This window comes from Variovorax sp. V118 (assembly GCF_041154445.1).
In the GTDB taxonomy this organism is placed as follows: Bacteria; Pseudomonadota; Gammaproteobacteria; order Burkholderiales; family Burkholderiaceae_C; genus Variovorax; species Variovorax boronicumulans.
Genome location: NZ_AP028663.1, coordinates 5,461,013 through 5,481,469 on the forward strand (window position 1 = coordinate 5,461,013; position 20,457 = coordinate 5,481,469).

The 20,457-nt window shown below is 70.9% G+C and carries 13 protein-coding genes; all 13 read right to left on the minus strand.

Annotated features, from left to right (window positions below):
- Positions 1-7: 7 nt before the first annotated feature.
- From ACAM52_RS25410 to ACAM52_RS25470, 13 genes are read right to left on the minus strand one after another with little or no spacing between them, the layout of a single operon-like run.
- On the minus strand, positions 8-1,060 hold the full coding sequence (locus tag ACAM52_RS25410; RefSeq protein ID WP_369631077.1) for a pentapeptide repeat-containing protein: 1,053 nt from the start codon (positions 1,058-1,060) through the stop codon (positions 8-10).
- Entirely contained in the window at positions 1,057-3,678 is a 2,622-nt protein-coding gene (locus tag ACAM52_RS25415) for a DUF2169 domain-containing protein (RefSeq protein WP_369644888.1), read from the minus strand. Before ACAM52_RS25415 ends, ACAM52_RS25410 begins: the two co-directional genes overlap by 4 nt.
- Positions 3,675-7,151 (minus strand): type VI secretion system Vgr family protein, encoded by a 3,477-nt coding sequence (locus tag ACAM52_RS25420; protein ID WP_369644889.1) that lies wholly within the window; start codon positions 7,149-7,151, stop codon positions 3,675-3,677. The genes ACAM52_RS25415 and ACAM52_RS25420 overlap by 4 nt, the downstream gene beginning before the upstream one ends.
- 40 nt (positions 7,152-7,191) lie before the next feature.
- Positions 7,192-9,885 carry a type VI secretion system ATPase TssH gene (gene tssH, locus ACAM52_RS25425; RefSeq protein ID WP_369644890.1) on the minus strand — a complete coding sequence of 898 codons (2,694 nt, stop codon included), beginning with the start codon at positions 9,883-9,885 and terminating at the stop codon, positions 7,192-7,194.
- Positions 9,886-9,924: 39 nt separating this feature from the next.
- On the minus strand, positions 9,925-10,980 hold the full coding sequence (tssG, locus tag ACAM52_RS25430) for a type VI secretion system baseplate subunit TssG (protein ID WP_369644891.1): 1,056 nt from the start codon (positions 10,978-10,980) through the stop codon (positions 9,925-9,927).
- Entirely contained in the window at positions 10,977-12,869 is a 1,893-nt protein-coding gene (gene tssF / locus ACAM52_RS25435) for a type VI secretion system baseplate subunit TssF (RefSeq protein WP_369644892.1), read from the minus strand. The genes tssG and tssF overlap by 4 nt, the downstream gene beginning before the upstream one ends.
- Positions 12,870-12,875: 6 nt before the next feature.
- Positions 12,876-13,391: a type VI secretion system baseplate subunit TssE gene (gene tssE, locus ACAM52_RS25440; RefSeq protein WP_062481207.1), complete on the minus strand. Its 516-nt coding sequence runs from the start codon at positions 13,389-13,391 to the stop codon at positions 12,876-12,878.
- A complete protein-coding gene (locus ACAM52_RS25445; protein ID WP_369644893.1) occupies positions 13,384-14,223 on the minus strand; it encodes a type VI secretion system accessory protein TagJ in 840 nt (279 codons plus the stop codon). Before ACAM52_RS25445 ends, tssE begins: the two co-directional genes overlap by 8 nt.
- A gap of 28 nt (positions 14,224-14,251) precedes the next feature.
- Positions 14,252-14,809, minus strand: a complete 558-nt coding sequence (locus ACAM52_RS25450; protein ID WP_056584544.1) for a type VI secretion system tube protein Hcp — start codon at positions 14,807-14,809, stop codon at positions 14,252-14,254.
- Between the two features lie 54 nt (positions 14,810-14,863).
- Positions 14,864-16,882 (minus strand): caspase family protein, encoded by a 2,019-nt coding sequence (locus ACAM52_RS25455; protein WP_369644894.1) that lies wholly within the window; start codon positions 16,880-16,882, stop codon positions 14,864-14,866.
- A complete protein-coding gene (locus tag ACAM52_RS25460; RefSeq protein WP_369644895.1) occupies positions 16,879-18,009 on the minus strand; it encodes a hypothetical protein in 1,131 nt (376 codons plus the stop codon). Before ACAM52_RS25460 ends, ACAM52_RS25455 begins: the two co-directional genes overlap by 4 nt.
- 27 nt (positions 18,010-18,036) lie before the next feature.
- Positions 18,037-18,786 carry a hypothetical protein gene (locus ACAM52_RS25465; RefSeq protein WP_062482983.1) on the minus strand — a complete coding sequence of 250 codons (750 nt, stop codon included), beginning with the start codon at positions 18,784-18,786 and terminating at the stop codon, positions 18,037-18,039.
- Between the two features lie 29 nt (positions 18,787-18,815).
- Positions 18,816-20,399 (minus strand): murein transglycosylase A, encoded by a 1,584-nt coding sequence (locus tag ACAM52_RS25470; RefSeq protein ID WP_369644896.1) that lies wholly within the window; start codon positions 20,397-20,399, stop codon positions 18,816-18,818.
- Between the last annotated feature and the right edge of the window lie 58 nt (positions 20,400-20,457).

The following is a 20,457-nucleotide window of genomic DNA, read 5'->3' on the forward strand; positions in this document are numbered from 1 at the left end:
GGTGCGTTCATGCGGCCAGCGGCTGCCAGCGCTCGGCGGCGGCCAGATCGGGGTCGGACTCGATGGCGCTGGCGCGGTCGCTCATCTGCGCGTTCTCGGTGCGCGCACCGTGCAGCACGGTGCGCTTCATCGTGGCGCCGCGCATCTCGGCCGCCTCGAGGTTGGCGTGGCGGAAGTCGGCGTAGGTCAGCTCGGCATCGCGGAAGTCGGCGCCGGCCAGGCTGGCGCCCGCGAAGTGGGTCTGGTACAGGTCGCAGCCGGCAAAGCGCGCGCCCGGCAGCGAGGCGCCGGTGAACAGCGCCTGCCGCAGTCGCGCCCCTGAGAAATCCACGCCCTGCCCGGAGGCTGCGCAGAAGATGGTCGACGGCGCCACGGCCTTGACGAAGCGCGCGCCGTCGAGCGTCGAGCCCTGGAAGTTGCACTGCTGCAGCACGATGCCGCTGAAGTCGGCACCGCTCAGGTCGGTCGACGAGAACTGGCACCCGTCGAGCGACAGGCCGGCGAACGACATGCCCTTGAGCGAGGTCTTGAAGAACACGTTGCGCTGCATCTGCGCGCCCGTCCAGCTCAGGTGCGAGAGGTCGCACTCGTTGACCGTGGTGTACGGCCACTGCGTGTCGTCGGCGCACACGTCCAGCAGCACCGACTGCGTGAATACCGCCGAGCCCAGGGGCGCGCCGCGCAGGTTGGCATGGTCAAGCCGGCACTTCGACAGCGTCGCCATGGTCATCGTGGCCTGCGCGAGCTGCGCGTGCTGCATGTCGCACTCGGTGAACACGGCGCCGTGCAGGTTGGCCTCGCGCAGGTCGGCGTGGTCGAGCAGGCAGCGGTTGAACACGGCGCGGCGCAGGTTGGCCCCCGAGGCCATGAGGCCACGCAGGTCGCAGCGGTCGAAGACGCTCTCGCGCAGGTCGGCGCCGCGCAGATCCGCCTGGGCCAGCCGCACGAGCGTGAACACGCCGCCGCCCAGCGACAGCCCGGCGTAGGGGCCGGCGGACAGGTCGCGCTTCTCGATCGTTTCGCCGAGGTGAACGGCCAGCATGAGCAGTTTCGGGGTCATGCGGCGGCCTGCTGTTCGGGGGTGAGGCGGGGCCAGGTGCGCGCGCGTGTCAGCAGCGCGCCTTCGAGATTCGTCGAACCGTCCAGGCGCACGCGGCTCAGGTCGGCCGCAAAGAGGTTGCTGCGCCGCAGGTCGGCGCCGCGCAGGTCGGCCTTCTGCATCACGGCGTCGCTGAAGTTCACGCCGGACAACAGCGCGCCGCGGCAGGCCGCCATGCGCATCAGCACGCCCTTGGCGCTGGCCAGGCGCAGGTCGGCGTCTTCCAGGCACACCTCGCTGAGGTTGGCGCCGTCGAGCACCGCACGCACCAGCTTGGCGCCACGCAGGTCGCAGGCGCCGAAGTTGAACTGGCGCAGGTCGGCGCCGCTCATGTCGACGCCGCCCATGGTGCAGTCCTTGACGGTCACGGCGCCGGCGCAGCGCGCGCGCTGGAAGTTGGCGCCGTCGAGCTTGCAGGTGGCGAAAGTGGCGTGCGCCAGGTTGGCACCGTGCAGCTCGACGCCCGACAGGTCGGCGCTGAGAAAGTTGCAGGCCGACAGGTCGGCTTCGGCCAGGCGCATGCCGCGCAGGTCGAGCTGGTAGAAGGTCTGCCCCGCGAGCGTAGCGCCCTGCCAGTCGGCCTCGCCCCAGGTGGTCTCCAGCAGGTTGGCGCCGATGAAGCCGGCACGCCGCATCTGCGTGCCGGCGAAGTGGCAGCCCATGAGCGTGGCGTTGCCGAAGTCCGCGTCGTCGAACACGCCGCCCGCGAGCCGGGCCTTGCCGAGGTTGGCCTTGCCGAACTTCGTGCCGATGGCGATCGCGCCCTCGAGGTTGGCATGTGCCAGCACCGCACCCGACAGGTCGGCGCCCGAGAGGTTCGCCCGGCGCAGGTCGACACTCTCCAGCCAGGCGCCCTGGAAATTCACGTCGCGCAGGTCGAGTCCGGAGAAGTCAGCGCCGGTGAAGTCCAGCCCCGCAAAGTAGCGCATGCCCGCGGGCACCGCGCGCGCCATCTCGCCGCGCAGCGAGCGCGCCGCGTCCGCGGGCATCGCGTAGGCCGGCGGCTGCAGGTGGGCGCCCTGGAGGTAGTCGCGGCGGTGCACGTCTTCCAGCTGATAGAGCTTGGGCAGCAGGGGTGCGAAGTCGAGCTGGCGCGTGCCCGCCGCGGCCATGCGCTGCATCTCGGCCAGGTGCGTCTTGGCGCGGTAGGCAGGCGGGCCGCGGTGCTGCAGCTGGCTGCGGTCGATCTTCTCGGGCGGGAGGGCGAAGGCACGCTCCAGGGCGGTGACGGCGTCTTCGACCATCGCCCACTGCTGGGCCTGCATTTCCTTCATCTTCTGTTCGAGGTAGGGCGGCAGCGCGTCGCCCGTGGGCACCTTTTCGCGCGGCGGCATGCGGATGCCCAGCGCGTCGGGGTCCTTGCCCATCTCGCGCACCTTCTGACGCGCGATGCGCACATCGACCTGCGCGCGCCGGTACTGCGCCTCGCCCTGCAGCCCCGCCATCGCGAACGGCGCCTGGGCGGCCTCGACGTCGGGGTCGGCGGTGCTCACGCCCGGCGGCAGCAGGTCGGACTCGACGAGCCCGTAGATCGCGCCCATGTGCGGGTCTTCGCGCCGGGCTGCGGCGTCGAGATAGTGCTGGTCGGGGCGGGCTTCGCCGTTGCGCTCGACGGCGCCCATGAGGCTCACGATGTCGGACGCGTCGTCGGTGCCGACCTCGGCCAGCCCCTGGAAGATGGCGATGCAGCGCTCGGCATGCGGAAAGAACCAGACCGTGGTCAGCCGCAGCGGCACCTCGCGGATCTTGGGCTCGCCCTGTGCCATGCGATAGCCGACGAACACGCGCGGGCGCATGCCGGGCAGCCGCCCTTCGATGAGGCGCCGGGTCGGGTGCATGTTCTCGAAGGCGAAGGGCTCGTCGCCGGCCAGCGCACCGCTCACCCACTGGTCGGCCGGCGCGAGGTTGAAGTAGCGCCAGTCGGTGTCGGGGGCGAACCCGGGCGCGTGCTGCTTGAGGTAGTCGGCGTCGTAGGTGCCGCGGTACTGCGCGCGCTGCGGATGCATCAGGTCGAGCGGGCCGAAGCCGGCCGGCGTGACGGCCTGGCCGGGACGCAGCAGGCGCTCATCCGGCCGCTCGACATTGGGCAGCCAGGTCGCACCGCCGCCCTCGGGCTGCCGGCCGCGGCCGGCGGGGTTGCCGGGAAAGTCCGCGCCGCCGTACGCGCGCGACCAGCTGATCGGCAGCGACTCGAAGGGCTGCGGCGGGCTCGCGCGCCCCGCATCCCAGTAGCGCTCTCCGAAGACCAGCAGGGTTTTTTCGCAGCCGGCGAAGCGCGCGCGCACCGCGCAGGCGTCGGGCCGCTCCGGCGGTGCAAAGGCCTGGCCATGCACGAGGAACTCGGGCGTGAGCTTGGCCACGCCCTCGTCGATGAACGGCTGCGCCATCTCCTTCGACAGGAAGGCCCACATCGATTGCTCGGCCCACAGCGTGCCGCGCTCGCCCTGCGCGAACGGCAGGTGCAGGCAGGCGCTGATGCTCAATCCGAAGCGCTTGCGAAATTCGATCGGCCGCGTGGAAAGGCCGAGTGCCTGGGGTTTGAGGACCTGCATGCCGTGCGACCGCGCTGTGTCCGTCATGCGCCGCTGCCCCTGCCACCGCCTGCGCCCCCACCGCTTCCGCCGCCACCGCCGGCGCCGCCCGAGCCATCGCCGCCTTCGGCGCCCCCCGTGCCACCTGCGCTGCCGCCACCGCCACCGCCACCGCCACCTCCGGCACCGCTCGAGCCACTGCCGCCTTCGGCCCCGCCCGCGCCGCCGCTGCCGGGGCCGCCACCGGACCCACCACCGCTGCCGCCCGAACCGCCGCCCCATTGGGACTGCATGGTGCCGCCGTCGGCGCCTTCCCCGCCACCGGTGCCACCGCCTGCGCCACCGGCACCGCCACTGCCGCCCCCCGCGCTGTCCGGCACGCCGGAGGCATCGGAGTCCACGCCGCCCGCGCTGCCGCCCGCACCTCCCGCACCTCCCCCGCCGCCGGAACCGCTGCCGCCCGCACTGCCGCCATCGGCGCCTCCTGCACCGCCTGCGCCTTCCGAGCCGCCCGAACCCCCACCGGCGCCGCTTCCGCTGCCCCCGCCGGCACCGCCGCCCGCGCTGTCCGAACCGCTGCCACCTTGCGCGCCGCTCCCCCCGCCCGCACCGCCCGCGCCACCGCCGGCCGGCGCACCACCGCCTGCGCCACCGCCGTCTGCACCGCCCGTGGCGGGCCCCGAGGAGGGTTGCCACGGGTCCATCGGGCCGATGTCATCGGGCGGCGGGGGCGGCGGCGCCGCCGAGCCGTCGGCCAGGCGCGACTGGTCGGCGGCGAGCTTCTCCGCAGACGTGCCGTCGCCGAACAGCGCTTCGCCGGTTTCGTGCAGGCCCGCATCGAGGGCGTCGCTGAAACTGGTAAAGCCCCTCACGCCCTGCGCGTGACGCTCCAGCGCCGAGCCCTTGAGCGCGCGCAGCCGGTCTTCCAGGCCGTGCATCCCGGCCGCATGCGCCTCCTTGGCCGCCGTCTCCAGCGCCACGGCTGCGTCGGCGTACTGCTTGAGCGTGGCGGCAATGTCGGCGTCCGCACTGGCGGCGCCGGCCACGGCCGCCAGGAGCCCTGCGACCACCGCGGCGTCGGCACCGCCTGCGCCGACGCCGGGCTTGAAGACATGCAGCCCGGCCTGGTCCAGGTCGATCGCGAACGACTTGATTTCGGGCGCCGCGCCGTTGACGAGCTTCACGCCCAGCGAGTTTTCGATCGACACTCCGACGAAGTTGGACATCGCCAGCGCCAGTGCGTTCTCGATGCTGATGCCCATGAAGGTCGAGCGCGCCATGCCCAGGTTGGCCTCGCTGTTGGTGCCGATGTAGCCGCTGGTGTTCGGCCCCAGGATGGTCGTGTTGGCGCCGACCGAGGTGGCGTCGATGTTGCCCACCGCCATCATCTCGATGCCGGTGTTGCTCATCAGCTTGATCTTGTTGGCCATCAGGGCCAGCGGACCGGTAGGCACCGTGATGTACTTCGAACTCGAGCCGGTCACCAGCCAGTCGATGTGGCCGGCCTCGAAGCTCATCGTCGCAGCCTTGAACGTCACCTTGCCGCTCACGGTGGTGGTCTGGTTGCCGATCACGTTGCGGGTTTCGCCCGCGCGCGAGATGTCGGTGCGCGCGCCGGTCACATCGGTCTTGTGGGTGCCCGTGACGGCCAGCGTGTCATTGCTGTCGACGAAGGTCTCGCGGTTGCCCACCACCTGGTTGTTCTGCTTGCCCTTGACCGTGTTCTTCTGGTCCACCACCACCATGTTGGTGTCGTTGCGCGTCACGGTGCTCTTGCGGTCGCGGTCCACCAGGCTGGTCTGGTCGCGCTTGACGGTGATGGTCTGGTCGCGGTCGATGGTGGTGGAGTCATCGCGCTCCACGCTGCGGCTCATGTCGAGCTCGGCGTGGATGTTGATGTTCTCCTCGCCCTTCTTGTCCTCGAACATGATCTCGTTGTAGTTCGCAGGACCGCCGCCGGGCGTGGAGCGGGTCTTGAAGCCGCTTTGCGTGGCGGACTTGTACGGAATGGGCTGGTCGTCGTTGTAGACGCGGCCCACGATCACCGGGCGGTCGGGGTCGCCGTTGAGGAAGTCGACGATCACCTCCTGGCCGATGCGCGGCGCGAAATAGCCGCCCCAGCCCTTGCCGCCCCAGGGCTGCGACACGCGCACCCAGCAGGTCGACTTCTCGTTGCTGTCGTCGTAGCGGTCCCAGTGAAAGTGCACCTTCACGCGGCCGTGGTCGTCCACGTGCAGCTCGTCGCCCTTGGGGCCGACCACGATCGCCGTCTGCGGGCCGGGCATGGTCACGCGCGGCGTGAGGCGCGGCGCGCGGAACGGCCGGTCGACCGGCATCACGGTGAGCAGGAACAGGCTGCTGCCGGTCTGCGCGGCGGCCAGCGCGGGCGTGGCGGCGATCAGCTCTTCCAGCACCGGGAGGGTGTCGGCGTTCACGGCGTCGTCGCGCAGCACCTCGGCCAGCGCGCGCTGCACGGGCTGGGCCGGTGCGCTGGCGCTCACGCCCTCGTAGCCGCGGTGGCTGGCGATGAAGGTGCAGGCGGCGATCACGTAGTCGCCGTTGCGCGTGCCGTCGGGGTCGTCCTCGAACTTGAAGCTGCGCCCGGCCGCGACGTCGGGCCAGGGCGTGAACGCCCAGTGGCGGTCGCGGCGCGCATTGAGTTCGTCGCCGCGCAGCTTGGCGCGCGTCTCGGCGTCGTCGCCGCTGAAGTAGCCGCCGGGGAACTCGAACATCTCGAACTCGGCGAGCTCGTGCTGGTCGGAGCTGTCGATGTCGGCACCCAGCTTCTTCTTGATGGCCTTGAAGTCGCTGTCGCGCGACGAGTGCTTGCCGGTGTCGAACTGCCGCGCGCTGACCCAGCGCGAGATCTCGTTGAAGCGCGGCTCGGCCGCATGGACCGCCATGTGGCGTAGCGTGTCGGTCGCGGGCAGCTTGTCGTGCGCCAGGTCGCTGGCGTCCGACAGGTGCATGGTGCCGGGCGCGTCGTGCGCGTCGAACCAGTAGTAGATGCCTTCGTCCTCCAGCAGGCGCGAGAGGAACTGGTAGTCGCTCTCCTGGTGCTGCACGCAGTAGCGGCGCGGGTTGTGCGTGCCGATGACGTTGGTGGCCTTGGTCTTCTTGAAGCGCTTGATCGGGCTGTCCTCGAACACCGCGTCGAGCACCTCGAGCACCTTCTTTTCCTGGTGGATGCGCGAGTTGGCGCGCTTGGTGAGCAGCCAGAACCACGAGCGCAGCGCGATGCGGTACTCGTAGTGCCGCCCGATGTGGCCCGCGCGCACGAAGCGCACCGCGTGACCCTGGCAATGCCGCTCGTGCGCGCCGCCGTCGGCGTCCTTGAACTCGATGACCACGTCGAAGGCGTGGCCCAGGATGTCCTTGGCGGCGAGGTCCTTGTTCTTGGACAGCACGGTGAGCTCGTAGGCCGCGGGGCGCGCCAGCGCCTCGTGCCCGACGATGCGCCAGAACATCAGGTCGTCCTTGGCGGGCGAATCGCTCTCGATGCGGAACTCGTGGTCGGCCATCTTGGGTCTCTCGGAAGTGGGGCGTCGCGCTGCGGGGTGGTCAGTCGAACGCGTAGGTGAAGTCGGCGTCCTTCACGTCGAGCGCCACGCGGCGGATCTCGCCGCCCGAGGCCAGGCGTTGCAGGTACTCGACCGAAATGGTGGGCAGCACGGTGTTGGTGAGGATCGCGTCGATCACGCGCCCGCCCGACTCCGGGTCCTGGCAGCGCGCGACCACCTGCTCGATCACCGCCTCGGTGTATTCGAAGGGCACGCCGTGGTTGGTCTCCACGCGCTTCTTGATGCGGCCCAGCTGCAGCCGCACGATCTTCTTCATCATCTCGGGCGACAGCGGGTAGTAGGGAATGGTGACGATGCGGCCCAGCAGCGCGGGCGGGAACACCTTCATGAGCGGCGCCTTGAGCGCATCGGCCAGCGCGTTCGAATCGGGCAGCAGCTCGGGGTCGCGGCACATGCTCATCACGAGCTCGCTGCCGGCGTTGGTGGTCAGCAGGATGATCGTGTTCTTGAAATCGATCATGCGGCCCTCGCCGTCTTCCATCCAGCCCTTGTCGAAGACCTGGAAGAAGATCTCGTGCACGTCGGGGTGGGCCTTTTCCACTTCGTCGAGCAGCACCACGCTGTAGGGCCGGCGGCGCACGGCCTCGGTCAGGATGCCGCCCTCGCCGTAGCCCACGTAGCCGGGCGGCGCACCCTTGAGCGTGGAGACGGTGTGCGCCTCCTGGAACTCGCTCATGTTGATGGTGATGATGTTCTGCTCGCCGCCGTACAGCGCCTCGGCCAGCGCCAGCGCGGTCTCGGTCTTGCCCACGCCCGAGGTGCCGCAGAGCATGAAGACGCCGATGGGTTTCTGCGGGTTGTCCAGCCGTGCCCGCGAGGTCTGGATGCGGCGCGCGATCATCTCCAGGCCGTGCTTCTGGCCGATGACGCGCTGGTTCAGCGTGTCGGCCAGCTTGAGCACCGCCTCCACTTCGTTCTTGACCATGCGGCCGACGGGAATGCCGGTCCAGTCGGCGACGACCGAGGCCACGGCCTGCTCGTCGACCGAGGGCAGGATGAGCGGCGACTCGCCCTGCACCGCGTGGATCTTGGCCTGCAGTTCGTGCAGCTCGGCCAGCAGCGTGGCGCGGTCGGGGGCGGCCTCGGCGGCGGTTTCCCCGGCCGCCGGTTCATCGACCGGCTTGTTGCCCGCGCGCAGCTTGCTGCGCAGTTCGAGCAGCCGATCGACCAGCCCCTTCTCTTCCTGCCAGCGCGCATTCAGCGCTTCGAGCTGCACCTTCGATTCGGCCAGCAGCGTGGCCACCAGCGCAGCGCGCTTGGTCACGTCGATGCCGATGGCTTCTTCGCGGCCGATGATCTCCTGCTCGACCGTGAGGCCTTCGATGCGGCGCATGCAGTCTTCGACTTCGGGCGGCGTCGCGTGCTGGCTCACGGCCACGCGCGCGCAGGCCGTGTCGAGCAGGCTCACGGCCTTGTCGGGCAACTGGCGCGCGGGGATGTAGCGGTGGCTCAACTTCACGGCCGCCTCGATGGCCTCGTCGAGCAGCTGCACGCGGTGGTGCTTCTCGAGCACGCTGGCCACGCCGCGCAGCATCAGGATGGCCTTGGTCTCGTCGGGCTCGGGCACCTGAACGACCTGGAAGCGCCGCGTGAGCGCCGGGTCTTTCTCGATGTACTTCTTGTACTCGGCCCAGGTGGTGGCGCCGATGGTGCGCAGGTTGCCGCGCGCCAGCGCCGGCTTGAGCAGGTTGGCCGCATCGCCGGTGCCGGCCGCGCCGCCCGCACCGACCAGCGTGTGGATCTCGTCGATGAACAAAATGATCGGCGTGGGCGAGCTCTGCACCTCGTCGATCACCTGGCGCAGGCGCTGCTCGAACTCGCCCTTCATGCTCGCACCCGCTTGCAAGAGGCCGATGTCTAGCGTGAGCAGCTTCACGTCTTTCAGCTGCGGCGGCACGTCGCCGCGCGCCAGGCGCTGCGCGAAGCCTTCCACCACCGCGGTCTTGCCCACACCCGCCTCACCCGTCAGCAGCGGGTTGTTCTGGCGGCGGCGCATGAGGATGTCGACGATCTGGCGGATTTCCTCGTCCCGCCCGGTCACCGGATCCATCTCTCCCTTCTTGGCTTTCTCCGTGAGGTCGACAGCAAATTTCTTGAGGGCATCGCCCTTGCCCATGGCGGCCGGCGCTATGGCGCCCGAGTCTTCGCCGGGTGCACCGCTGCCCATGCCGGTGCCGTCCTGGGCGCGCATCTGCGCTTCGGGCGAGGCGTCGCAAATCTTCGGAAAGTTGTCGGCCAGGTCTTCGACCTTGATCTTCTCGAACTGCTTCGACAGGCCGAACAGCGGGTTGCGCAGGCTCTGCGTCTTGAGCATGCCCACGAGGATGTAGCCGGTGCGCACCTGCGCCTCGCCGAACTGCAGGGTGGCGTAGGTCCAGGCGCGCTCGATGGCGTTCTCGATGTGCGGCGAGAAATCGCTGATGGCGGTGGCGCCGCGCGGCAGGCGGTCGAGCGCGGCCGTCATGTCCTTCGCGATCACCGACACATCGAGGCCGTAGTGCTGGATCACGCGGTGCAGGTCGGAATCCTGCGCCTGCAGCAGCTGGGCGAACCAGTGCTCCAGTTCCACGTATGGGTTGCCGCGCATCTTGCAGAAGACGGTGGCGCCCTCGATGGCCTTGTAGGCCAGCGAGTTGAGTTTGCCGAAGAGGGCGGTGCGGCTGATTTCACTCATGGAGGACTCCGTATCTCTTCTGAACGAATGAAGATGGGTTTATTGAAAAGAGGCGGACTGCTGCGGCAGGCGCGCCCTCGACGGCTGGCTGGCAATGCGCACGTCGGCCGCATCGCGCGTGCGTGGGCGTTCGCCGAGCCACGAGACCCAGCCCAGGCGCGGGCCGTTGCCCCGGGCCTGGCCCAGGCGCGTGGGCGGCACCTGTACTTTCTCGAGCACCAGTTCGGCGTCCCATTCGAGGGTGTCGCCGAGCAGCTGCTGCATCCAGCGCTGCAGCACGGGCTGCGCGTCGCCGGTGGGAAGGAACATGCGGTACTGGTCGATCGTGAGCGGCCCCAGGTGCAGGCGCACGCGGTGCTGGCGGTCCCACGCGCGCGTGCCGAGCATCGCGCCCATGCCCATCGAGCGCGAACTCTCGCCCTGCCCCAGCCGCGTGACCTCGTCCGTGGGCACGCGCATCCAGTGGCCGACCCAGCGCTCCAGCTTCACCGGCACGCCGAAATAACTGCACAGCACCGACTCCACGCTTTCCGCGTTGTGCACGCGGCGCGCGAGCCAGCCCGAGAAATGCAGGCGCGCGTCGTCATGGATCTCGTCGCGGTCGATGCGCCCCGGCGTGCCGGTGCCGACCAGCGCGCCGACCTGCAGGCGGAAGCGGTCTTCGCCCGGCCGGTCGAGCGCCACGGCCGGGCGCGACTGCGCCCACGCGCGATAGAAGTGCAGCGAGAAGCGGTGCGAGAAGGTGTCGAGAAAGGCCAGCCAGGTCGGGTCGCCGTGGTTCAGGCTGCGCTCGCGGATGAAGTCGCTCAGGTGCACCGGCAGCGGGCCGTTGGGGCCGATGTAGCCGAAGAAGTGCTGGCGCAGGCGCGGCGGCGAATGCGCGGTGGCCGGCTCGAAGCGGCTGAAGCTGGCGGGCGCGAACGACAGCGAGGGCTCCTGCCCCACGCGCACCGGCTCGGCGCTGGGCAGCAGGGCGCGGCCCCAGCGCGGCGTGGTCTTCGCGACGGACTCGATGCGCCGCATCACGGCGAAGTAGTCGAAGTCCCACGGCTGCGCCGACCACCCGCGCAGCGCCTGGTCCACCCGCGTGCTCACAGAATCTGGCGTGTCCCGCACAGCGGCCTCCAGCGCATGGCTTCGCCCTTGCCCGCGACGCGCAGCACGGTTTCGACGAAGTGGTTCACCTCGACATGGCGCGCGAGAAACTGCGCCAGCACGGCACCGAACAGGAAGGCGCTGTGGCCGTGGAAGGCGTCCTTGTCGACCTCCAGCGTCACCTCGAGCCCGCGCCCGAAGGCGATCGGGCCCGCGAGCGGCAGGCGCCGCGCCACGGGCTTGCTCTTGACCGACAGCAGCCCGCGCACCTGGCCCTGGCGCATCTCGTCGGCATGCACGGCGTAGAGCATGAGCGTCTCGCGCAGCGCGGCGGCGCCCTGCTCCGGCGTGCTGTCGGACAGCGACAGGTAATTGAGCGCCAGGTGATCGATGACGCGCCAGCCCAGCCCCTGGCTCACGACCGGCGACACCGGCCGCGACGGCCCGCGCACCATGCGCACGCGCTGCACGGGAAAGGAGTCGACGCAGTCGAAGTCGTTGTCGCGCCCCAGCGGCATCAGCAGCGGCAGGTCGCGGTTGGTGCACAGCGCGGTCACGGCGAGCTGGCGCAGCGTGGCGGCGTACGGCGCCTGCTGCGGGTCGACGATCTGCATGTAGACCTCGGAGCCGATGTGGCTGCTGCGGTGGCCTTCGGTGCGCTGGCGCACCGAGAGCATGCGCGGCTCGCGCGTGGTCGTGAAGTAGGCCGGGTGGCTGTTGCGGCTGCCGTGGAAGGCCGAGTAGAACGGCCGGAACGGCTGCTCGGCCACCGCGGCGTCGGCCCCGGGCGCGCCGTGGCCGATGACCTCGGTGACGGTGTGCACCTCGAAGTCCTGCGGGCGCGTGCGGTCGGGCACCAGGTGGAACTGGCTCACGCCCTCGGTCACGGGCACGCGGTCGAGCCGCTTGGTGAACAGGTTGACGGCGGGCACGCAGTGCAGCTGCACGTTGTCGGCGCTCACCAGCTTCTCGAGCGCCGCATCGCCGCGCGAAAACAGCAGCACGATCTCCAGCTCGGTCACCGGCATCGTCGCGAGCAGCGCCTGCAGCCCGCCGATGCGCACGAACTGGAAGCGCTGCGGGAACGCGAAGTACTCCTGCAGCAGCCGGAAGCCCGAGAAGCCCGTGGCCGTGACCGGCAGCAGCGCCTCGTCGTCCCCGAAGCCGACCGCGCCGATGGCGCTGCCCGGCAGGCTGCGCATGGCGCCTTGCAAGGCACCACTGGCCGTGAGCGGTCGCACCCACACACCCACGGGCTGGCCCAGCGCGCATTCGTGCAGCTGCCAGGCCACGTCTTCCGCGCCGCCGAAGTGCAACACCAGGTCGTCGAGCGCGATCTGGCTGAAGTCCAGCCCCGCCGTGGCGCGCAGTGCGATGCGCAGGCCGCCGCGGATGGCGCGCGACTGCGGGTGGGTGTTCAGCGGCAGGTCGGGCGCGTAGGTGAAGTACTGGGCGCGCTGCACCTCGATCGGCCAGATGCGCAGCGCGGCGGCGGTGCGGAACTCGCAGTGCGTGTTCTGCCCCACGGCCTGGCGCGCGCGCAGGCCGGCGCCGCGCGGCAACGTCGGGCCGGCCGCGAGGTTGGCGTCTTCCGGGTCGGGCACGAACGACACCACGGTCATGGCCGGCGTGGGCGCCAGGAAGTGCGGGTAGACGATGTCCAGCAGGTGGCCCGTGAAGCGCGGGTATTCGGCGTCGAGCTTCAGGCTCACGCGCGCCGAGAGAAAGGCCGTGGCCTCGATCAGCCGCTCCACGTACGGGTCGGCGACTTCCTGGCCCTCGATGCCCAGCCGGTGCGCGATCTTCGGGAACGCACGGGCGAACTCCGAGGCGCTTTCGCGGAAGTAGCGCAGCTCCTGCTCGTACAGGCTCAGCAGCCGAGGGTCCATGTGGACTTACCTTGGGTTTTGCGCCATGTCCACGATCTCTATGCGGCCCTCTTCCAGATCGACGCGGCTTCGCATGAGGAACTCGAGCGGCACGGGCTGCGCCCACAGCATGCCGCGGATCTGCAGGCCGATGCTGTTGTGGGACTCCAGGGCCGGGCCTTCCATGACGAGTTCGACTTCGAGTGTGCGGGACAAAATGCGCGGCTCGAACTGCAGGATTGCGTTCTTCAAAGCCTGTTCCATGCTGACACGCTGCACCGACGAGGTGAACTGGCCAGACAGCATAGGCAATCCGTAGTTGATGACGGAGCGTGCGGCATTCGGGTGCTGCTTGTCGTCCATCGACAGGCCGTGCCCCGTGGCATTGAAGAGCCAGCCGAGGTCGCGCAGCACGGCCTGGCGCAGCGCCTGCTTGGTGAGCGTGCGCTTGTCGTCGCCCTCGCGCTTCTCGTCGGGCGCGTGGTCGACGAGGCGGTCCAGCAGCGAGGGCTGCAGCCGCTCCTGCGCGGTGAGCTCAGCCACCGCCGCTGCTTTCGCCGCCCTCGGCCGCATCAACGGCAGCAGGCGTGAAGAGAATCTCGCGCACGTCCATCAGCGCGTACTCGCCGGCGTCGCTGCCGAGCACGCGCTGGCCGTAGCCGGCCCAGACCTCGGGGCGCAGCTCGCGCCACTCGGTCTTGCGCGCCAGGCGCAGCTCGCCGTCGTCCTGCGCCTCGGTGCCTTCGTAGCGCGTGGGAATGAGCGCCAGCGTTTCGCCGCCGTTCTCGAACTTCAGGTGCGCGGGCATCCAGACGCAGTCGCGCAGGTCTTCGGGCGGCTCGATCTTGATGTGCGCCAGGCGCGCGTAGGGAATCCAGTAGTACTTGCCGTTGACGAAGGCCTCGAGCACCGGGCCCAGGCGCATGTCGGCGTCGGCCAGCCATTCGAAAGGCACGCCGTCGATGGTGCCGGCGATGGCGGGCGCGCCGTCGAAGGCGCGCTGGCGCAGGTCTTCGGCCAGCCCGCTCTCGCCGCGGCCTTGCCGCAGCAGCGATTCGATGAGCAGTGCCAGCCATTCATCGGGCTGGCCGAAGATCATCGGCGTGCGCGTGCCGGCGAACACGTCGGCGCGCAGGCCTTCGCAGCGCACGGCCTCGCCGTACACCTGCTTCATGGGCACGGCGAGCGCGTCGAGCTCGGCCGCGACGGTGAGCTGGTTGAGCACGCGCTCCCACTGCCCGAGCACGCACAGGAGCTGCGCCATGAAGACGCGGTGCTTGGGGTCGGAGGGCTTGGCGCGCACGTCGTCGCTCAGGGCTTTGAGGGCGGCCACCGGGTCGGCGGCCTTGAGGAAGTCTGCGGCGGTCGTCGTCATGGCGGTGTGCTCCTGGGGGCGTTCGGATTCAGGTCCGGGTGAACTGGCATTCGCGCACCGCGCCGCGTGCGCCGCTGGTCTTCTGCGGCGCCGACTTGATCTTCACCGTGCGGTAGCTGATGGAGACCAGCTCCGAGGGCACGCCCCAGTGGCCGCCGGAGTTGAGCACCAGCCGGCAGATGCGCGCGTTCTCCAGCGAGATCTCGAAGGTCGCCTGCGCCTCGGGCGACTGCGGATCGCCGCCGGCCTTGTAGGCGCTGATGACGACCTTCAGGTCTTTTTCCTGCGCGCGCAGCAGGCTGGCGAGCGTGGCCGTGGCCGCGTCGCTGCGGCGCGCGACGACCAGGTTGTGGGGCACGACCTGGTTCTGCGCGGACGATTCGGGCACCTGCACCGACCAGTAGTAGCCGCCGATGTTCAGGCGCGCCTTGCCGTCGTCGAAGACGCGTTCGAGTTCGCCCTCGACGGGCGAGCCCTTGCTCTCGATCATCATGACCAGGTCGGTCTCGGCCGAGCCGGTGCCGATCAGTTCGTAGAACTGCCGTGCGTCTTCGGGGCTCCAGGAGCCGTCTTCGAGAAATGCCATGTCAACCTCCGGATTCGGACAAAGAAAACTGGACCGGGACCACGCGCACCTTCCTCATGGCCGCGCACCACCGTCTGCCGTGCCAGCGCTCCTGCGCAGCAAGGCCGCGAACACCTGGCGCTCGCCGCCGGCGGCCGGTGGCTGGCCGCCGCGCACGCGCACCTCCGACACGTCGGCCTGCGCCGCGGTGGCCACGCCGAACAGGCGCGGCGCGCTGTGGGGCGCGGCCGGCACCGCCATGACGAGCAGGCGCGCCTCGCCGGCCGCATCGAGCCAGGGCAGGTCGAAACGCTTGACCGCCGGCTGCTCGGGCGTGCCGCGCTTGAAGCGGTTGGTTTCGCCGGCCCCGTCGGGGTACACCGCCTGCAGCGCGCCGCGCGCGTCGATGCCGGTGATGACGAGGTCGAGCGAACGGCCGCTGGTGTTGCGCACGTTCAGGCGCACGCGCTCCCCTGCACGCAGTGCAGGCAGCACGCTCGCGGCCTCGGCGACGGGCACGCTGCGCAGCAGCCGGTCGGCGCTCCAGACTTCGAGCGCCGCATCGAAACCGTCGAGCTGGCCGCCCCTGGCATGGGCCTGCAGCTGGGCCAGCCATTTCAGCTGCGCCAGCGCCTGCAGGCGGCGGCGCAGCGCGGCCACGTCGGGCACCACGACGGTGGAGGCGGCGGTGCCGAACACGGGCGCAAGCGCTTCGAGGCGATGGCCGGCGGGGCCGAGGTCGGTCCAGCGCACGTCGGCGTTCGCGGGGTCGTCGGCCAGGCGGATCGCGGCCGGGTAGTCGAGGCTCAGGCCTGCGGGCAGCGGCTTGTCGGCGCGCACGCGCAGGGCCATCGCGGCCGGCTCGGTGACCGGCGTGACGCTCCAGAACGCGCTGCCCGGCAGGTCTTTCAACGCCGCGGGCACGGCGAGCCACGCGCCGCCGAGCTTGATCTGCGCGATGGCGGCCGGCGCGCGGCGCACGGTGCCGTCGTCGAGCGTGGCGAGCACGCGCACCTCCTGCTGCGGCGCCAGGCCGTCGAGCAGGCCGGCCTTGACGGCCAGGCTGTCGCCGCTGCGCTGCGCGCCCCACACCGGGCGCGTGGACGCGGGCGCGCCGCTGTTGGCGAACAGGGGCGCATCGAGGTTGCCCTCGGCCACGGGCGACGGCAGCTCGCGCGTGGGAAAGCGCTGCGCGAGCTCGTCGATGACCGGCGGGTACAGCGCGAGTACGCCGTCGAACAGGTCGCGCCAGGTGGCGGGCTTGCGCGCCAGCGACTCGACCACGGCCCAGGTCAGGAGGCCCTGCGGCCGGGCGCTGCGCGCCTTGCGCGGCAGGCGCAGCTCGGGCGTGATCTGGTGGCTCTCGGACGCGAACAGCGCCACGTAGCGGGCGCGCGGCACGGCGTCGCCGGTCGCTGGTGGAGACAAGGACCGTGCCGTCGACGCACCGCCCGCGAGCTGCGTCGCGCGCAGGCCGCGCCAGCGCACCTCGTCGTCGGCCGGCCCCTCGGCGGTCGCGGGCGCATCGCCCGTGCCGCGCGTCATGGAGTTGGCGGAGCAGGTGTCGAACACCGAGGCGACGAACACGTTCTTCGCCAGGAAGGCCTGGATCCAGGCATCGAAGTCGACGTCGCGCAGGTCGCCGCTGAGCGCGGCATCGGCGCCGAGCGTGCCGCGCACGTCGCGCGCGAGAAAGTTCTCGGACAGGCCGTCGGGCTCCTGGTAGCGCTTGGCCACGTCGCGCAGGCGCGTGCCGTGGCCGGAGAAATACAGCAGCACGAAGTCGCCGCTGGCCGACTGCGCGAGCAGCCGCGCCAGGGCCTCGTGGATGGCCTGCGATTCGGGCAGCGCAGCGCCGGGCACGCCGTCGGCGAGCACGGCGATGTCGGGCGCGGTGAAGCCCTGCTTCAACAAGGCATCGCGCATGAGCATCACGTCGTTGCGCGGCGCCTGCAGCCACAGCGCCTGCGGCTGGTTGACGAGCTCGGAGACGCCGACGAGCAGCGCGCGCTGCGCGGCCTGCGCGGCGACACCGCCCGCGCCCCACACCACCAGCGCGAGCAGGAACCGCAGGCTGCACGCGCGCAGGTTCATGGCGGCTCCGAGGCCGGTCCGGCCGACGCGACCAGCGGCGACGTCGCGAGCACCGACAAAGCACCGACCGGATCGGCCACGCGCAGACGCCACACGCCGTTCGGCCCCGGCCCGCCGACCACTTCGGCCGACATCGTGCGCAGCAGGCGATCGGCCTCGTCGATGCGAACGCCCTCGTTCCAGCGCACGACCAGGTTGGCCTGCGCCGCGACCGGCGCCGTGGGCACCGAGCGGAAGCGCACCTCATCGTCTTCGGTGGTGCCACGCCCGCCGATGAGCCCCACGTTCTGGATCACCGCGAACAGCGCCACCGCCGCAAAAGCCGGGCGTGCCCAGCCTTCGGCGCCGAACCAGCGGCGGATGCTGCCCCACCAGCCGTCCTCGGGCCGCGGAAGCGGCCGGGCGGGCGATGGCGGCGGCGCGGCGGGGGCCTCCTCCTGCGGTTGCGCCAGCGCGCGGCCGAGTTGCAGGCCGGCATCGCGGTACAGCGCCTGGTAGTCGGTGCGCGGGTCCTGCGGGCCCAGCGGCGTGCCCGAGAGCACCGAGAACGCGCCGGCCACGCCGCGCAGCGCGATGCGCCCGGGCTCGGGCGCGATGTCGGGCGCCGCATGCGCGGCCCATTCGTCATGCACCGCGCGGATCGCGGCGAGCCGCGTGGCCGACACCTCGCCGAGCACGCGCGCGGCCAGCTGCGGGCTGGGTTCGAGCGTGAGCACGTTCCAGGCCTGGACCACGCCGAACATCGGCTCGAAGGGCTCGTCGTCGGGCTCCAGCAGCACGTCGAAGGGGCCGGCCCAGTCGGGCTCGCCCGCGGCCATCCAGCCCTGCCAGAGGTCGCCGTGGATGCAGCGGTCGAGCAGCACGCCGAGCAGGCGCCCGTCGTGCACCACGCTCACGAGGCGGCCCGGCGCCCAGCGCGCGGTGAAGGCGCGCCGGGCGACAGCCTCGCGGCGCCGGGCCAATTCGGTCAAAGGGAGCAGCAGGTCCGACACCACCGGCGTGCCCGCGCCCGCGCTGCCGTGCGGCATCGCGACGGGTGCGGCGTCCGGTGCGGCATCGCCGGGCGGCGCGCCGGTTTCGAACGCATGGCGGATCACGCTGAGCGGGGGCCAGAGGTCGGTGGTCATGGCGTCTGTTCCTGAATGGCTATGTCTTCAGACATAAGACGCTTCAGCCCCGAGGATTTTGAAAACCTGCAGGATCGCCGCCATGTTGTCGGCCTCGATCGCGATGCCCAGGGTCTGGCCGATCCAGCTGCCGATGCGGGTCTGCGCATAGCCGGCGCCCAGCCCTTCGCGCTTGTGCACGAGGCCCAGCCGCCCGGCGCGGTAGTGGTACGAGGCGATGGCGTGGCGCGAGGCCACGCCCGACAGCCCGCCCTCGGCCTCCTGCCCGAAGCCCTCGCACAGCAGGATGCGCTCAGGCTCGGGCAGCCCGGCGATGAAGGCGCGCGCCGCCAGCTGCACGGCCTGCGCGCTGAGGCCGTGCTCGGCCAGGCAACCGTCGAGGTCTTCGCCCGGGCCGAGTTCGTCTTCGAGCTGGGCCTCGGTGATCTGGTCGCCGATGGAGACCTTGCGGCGGAATGAACTGGCACGCGTGCAGTCGATGAGGTAGCGACGGAAGTACGCGCACAGCGCGAAGGCGGTGGACGGCGCGCTGTGGCCTGCGCGCTCTTCCGACTCGTCGGGGTCGGCGTCGAGCCGCAGCACCTTCACGTAGATGAACTGCGCCACCAGCTCCTGCCGCCCCTCGCCCAGCACCTGCAGCTCGGGCGGGTTGCAGGCCACGAGCGCATCGCCCACGATGCGGTACATGGTGCCCATGTCGTCCGAGGACAGCGTCTGCCGGCGCCGCCAGAGGCGGACGAGTTCAGAGCTTTCCGCGGACGAGAGGGTTTCCTGCATGAAGGGCCAAGGGGTCGAAAGAAAAGGGGTCAGTCGTCGACGCAGACGCCTTCCGTGGGCACCAGGCACTGCGGAAGATTGGCGCCGACCGGGCCGCCGCGCGTGCGGATCGCACCCGACACCGCCGCCTGCGCCACGGCCAGGCCACGCGGCAGAAGAATCCACAGCTGGCCGCGTTCCTTCATGCGGCGCGCGTTGGTGGCGGCCTGCTGGCCGTTGCCGAAGAAGTAGTCGGCCCGCACCGCGCCGCGGATGGCGCCGCCGGTGTCCTGTGCGATGGTCAGGCGCTGCATGGGCGCGCCGCTGCCGGGCGTGCGCGTCGACACGAACACCGGATAGCCCAGCGGCGTGCTGCGCGGATCGACCGCGATCGAGCGGCCGGCCGACAGCGGCACGCCGAAGGCGCCCACCGGGCCACCCGCGGGCGAGGTCGATTCCTTGAAGAACACGTAACTCGGGTCCTTGATGCCGGAGCCGGTCACCGCGCCGGCCATGCGACGGCCCGGCACCACCACCGCGCCGCTGGCCGTGGGCCGTGCCAGCGTGAAGCCGCGCGTGCGGATCACGCTGTTGTCGATGGCGCCCGTGTCTTCGTCGTCGCCGTCGTCCAGCGTCAGCTCGAGCGAGCCGCCGCGCACCTTCACGGCGCTGCGCGGCTTGCCGTTGGCGGCCTGCGCGATGGTCGGGCGGAAGGGCTGGCCGTTCTGCTCGGCGTAGGCCACGCGCACGACTTCGCCGCTGGGCAGCTTGATGCGGCCCGAGCCCTGGATCTGCATCTCGTACAGCGCCGTGGCGCTGCTCACGAAGGCCAGCACCTTGGCGTTGGGCGCGCCCTTGGTCTCGATCTCTTCGCGCGTGTAGTACGGCAGCAGGCGCTTGCCGTCGATGCGCAGGCGCACCTTGCGGTCGAGCGTGTCGCGGGTGATGGCGGACAGGTCGAGCGCGTACAGGCCCGGTGCGCCCATGTCGCGCGTGCTCAGGCCGCTTTGCACGATCACGTTGCGACCTTCGACCTTCGCGGCCACCGTGCCGCTGCCGGCCGGGAGCTTGCGCGCATCGACGAACAGCATGTCCTCGGGCTGGCCGTAGACCGGGTAGATGAACGGCGCGACGTAGGTGCGGCTGCCCGCGATCTCGGGCTCGAAGTAGCCGGTGACCACGCCGTCGGGCTTGCGGTCGTCGTCGCGGATCTGATACGCAGAGAACTCGCTCTCGAAGAAGCCGCGAATGGCCTGCGTGCTCTTGCCGTCGACCTTCAGCGCGCGCTCGCACACCTCTTTCCACTCGGCGCCGCGGCCGTTGAGCACCTTGCAGCTGCCCAGGAAGGCCGGCCAGCTTTCCGAGAAGTCGTCGCGCGCCCAGCCCGGCACGGCGTCGAAGCCGACCGAGGTGTAGGTGGCAAGCTGGGTCGAGAAGGTGCGCGCCTGCCCGGCCACGCTGCCGCCGGTGGGGCGGGCCGGTGCGGTCGCGGGATCGGCCGTGGTGGGCGCGGTGGTGGCCGTGCCCGTGGCGGTCGGCGGCGTGTTGGCGCAGGCGGCCAGCAGCACCAGCGCGACCACGGCGGCCGTTCGGCAAAGGGGAAGCGCGAAGTGCGGCGACGGTGACGTGTGCATGAAAGTCTCCTGGTCGTGGTCGTGGAATGGGGGCCGAAAGCGGCCGACGCTCTACAGA

Coding starts and splice junctions, on each gene's coding strand:
- ACAM52_RS25460 (WP_369644895.1), bottom strand. CDS start 18,009: ATGACCACCGACCTCTGGCCCCCGCTCAGCGTGATCCGCCATGCGTTC.
- ACAM52_RS25445 (WP_369644893.1), bottom strand. CDS start 14,223: ATGACGACGACCGCCGCAGACTTCCTCAAGGCCGCCGACCCGGTGGCC.
- ACAM52_RS25450 (WP_056584544.1), bottom strand. CDS start 14,809: ATGGCATTTCTCGAAGACGGCTCCTGGAGCCCCGAAGACGCACGGCAG.
- ACAM52_RS25465 (WP_062482983.1), bottom strand. CDS start 18,786: ATGCAGGAAACCCTCTCGTCCGCGGAAAGCTCTGAACTCGTCCGCCTC.
- ACAM52_RS25410 (WP_369631077.1), bottom strand. CDS start 1,060: ATGACCCCGAAACTGCTCATGCTGGCCGTTCACCTCGGCGAAACGATC.
- ACAM52_RS25455 (WP_369644894.1), bottom strand. CDS start 16,882: ATGAACCTGCGCGCGTGCAGCCTGCGGTTCCTGCTCGCGCTGGTGGTG.
- tssF (WP_369644892.1), bottom strand. CDS start 12,869: ATGGACCCTCGGCTGCTGAGCCTGTACGAGCAGGAGCTGCGCTACTTC.
- ACAM52_RS25470 (WP_369644896.1), bottom strand. CDS start 20,399: ATGCACACGTCACCGTCGCCGCACTTCGCGCTTCCCCTTTGCCGAACG.
- ACAM52_RS25420 (WP_369644889.1), bottom strand. CDS start 7,151: ATGGCCGACCACGAGTTCCGCATCGAGAGCGATTCGCCCGCCAAGGAC.
- tssH (WP_369644890.1), bottom strand. CDS start 9,885: ATGAGTGAAATCAGCCGCACCGCCCTCTTCGGCAAACTCAACTCGCTG.
- ACAM52_RS25415 (WP_369644888.1), bottom strand. CDS start 3,678: ATGACGGACACAGCGCGGTCGCACGGCATGCAGGTCCTCAAACCCCAG.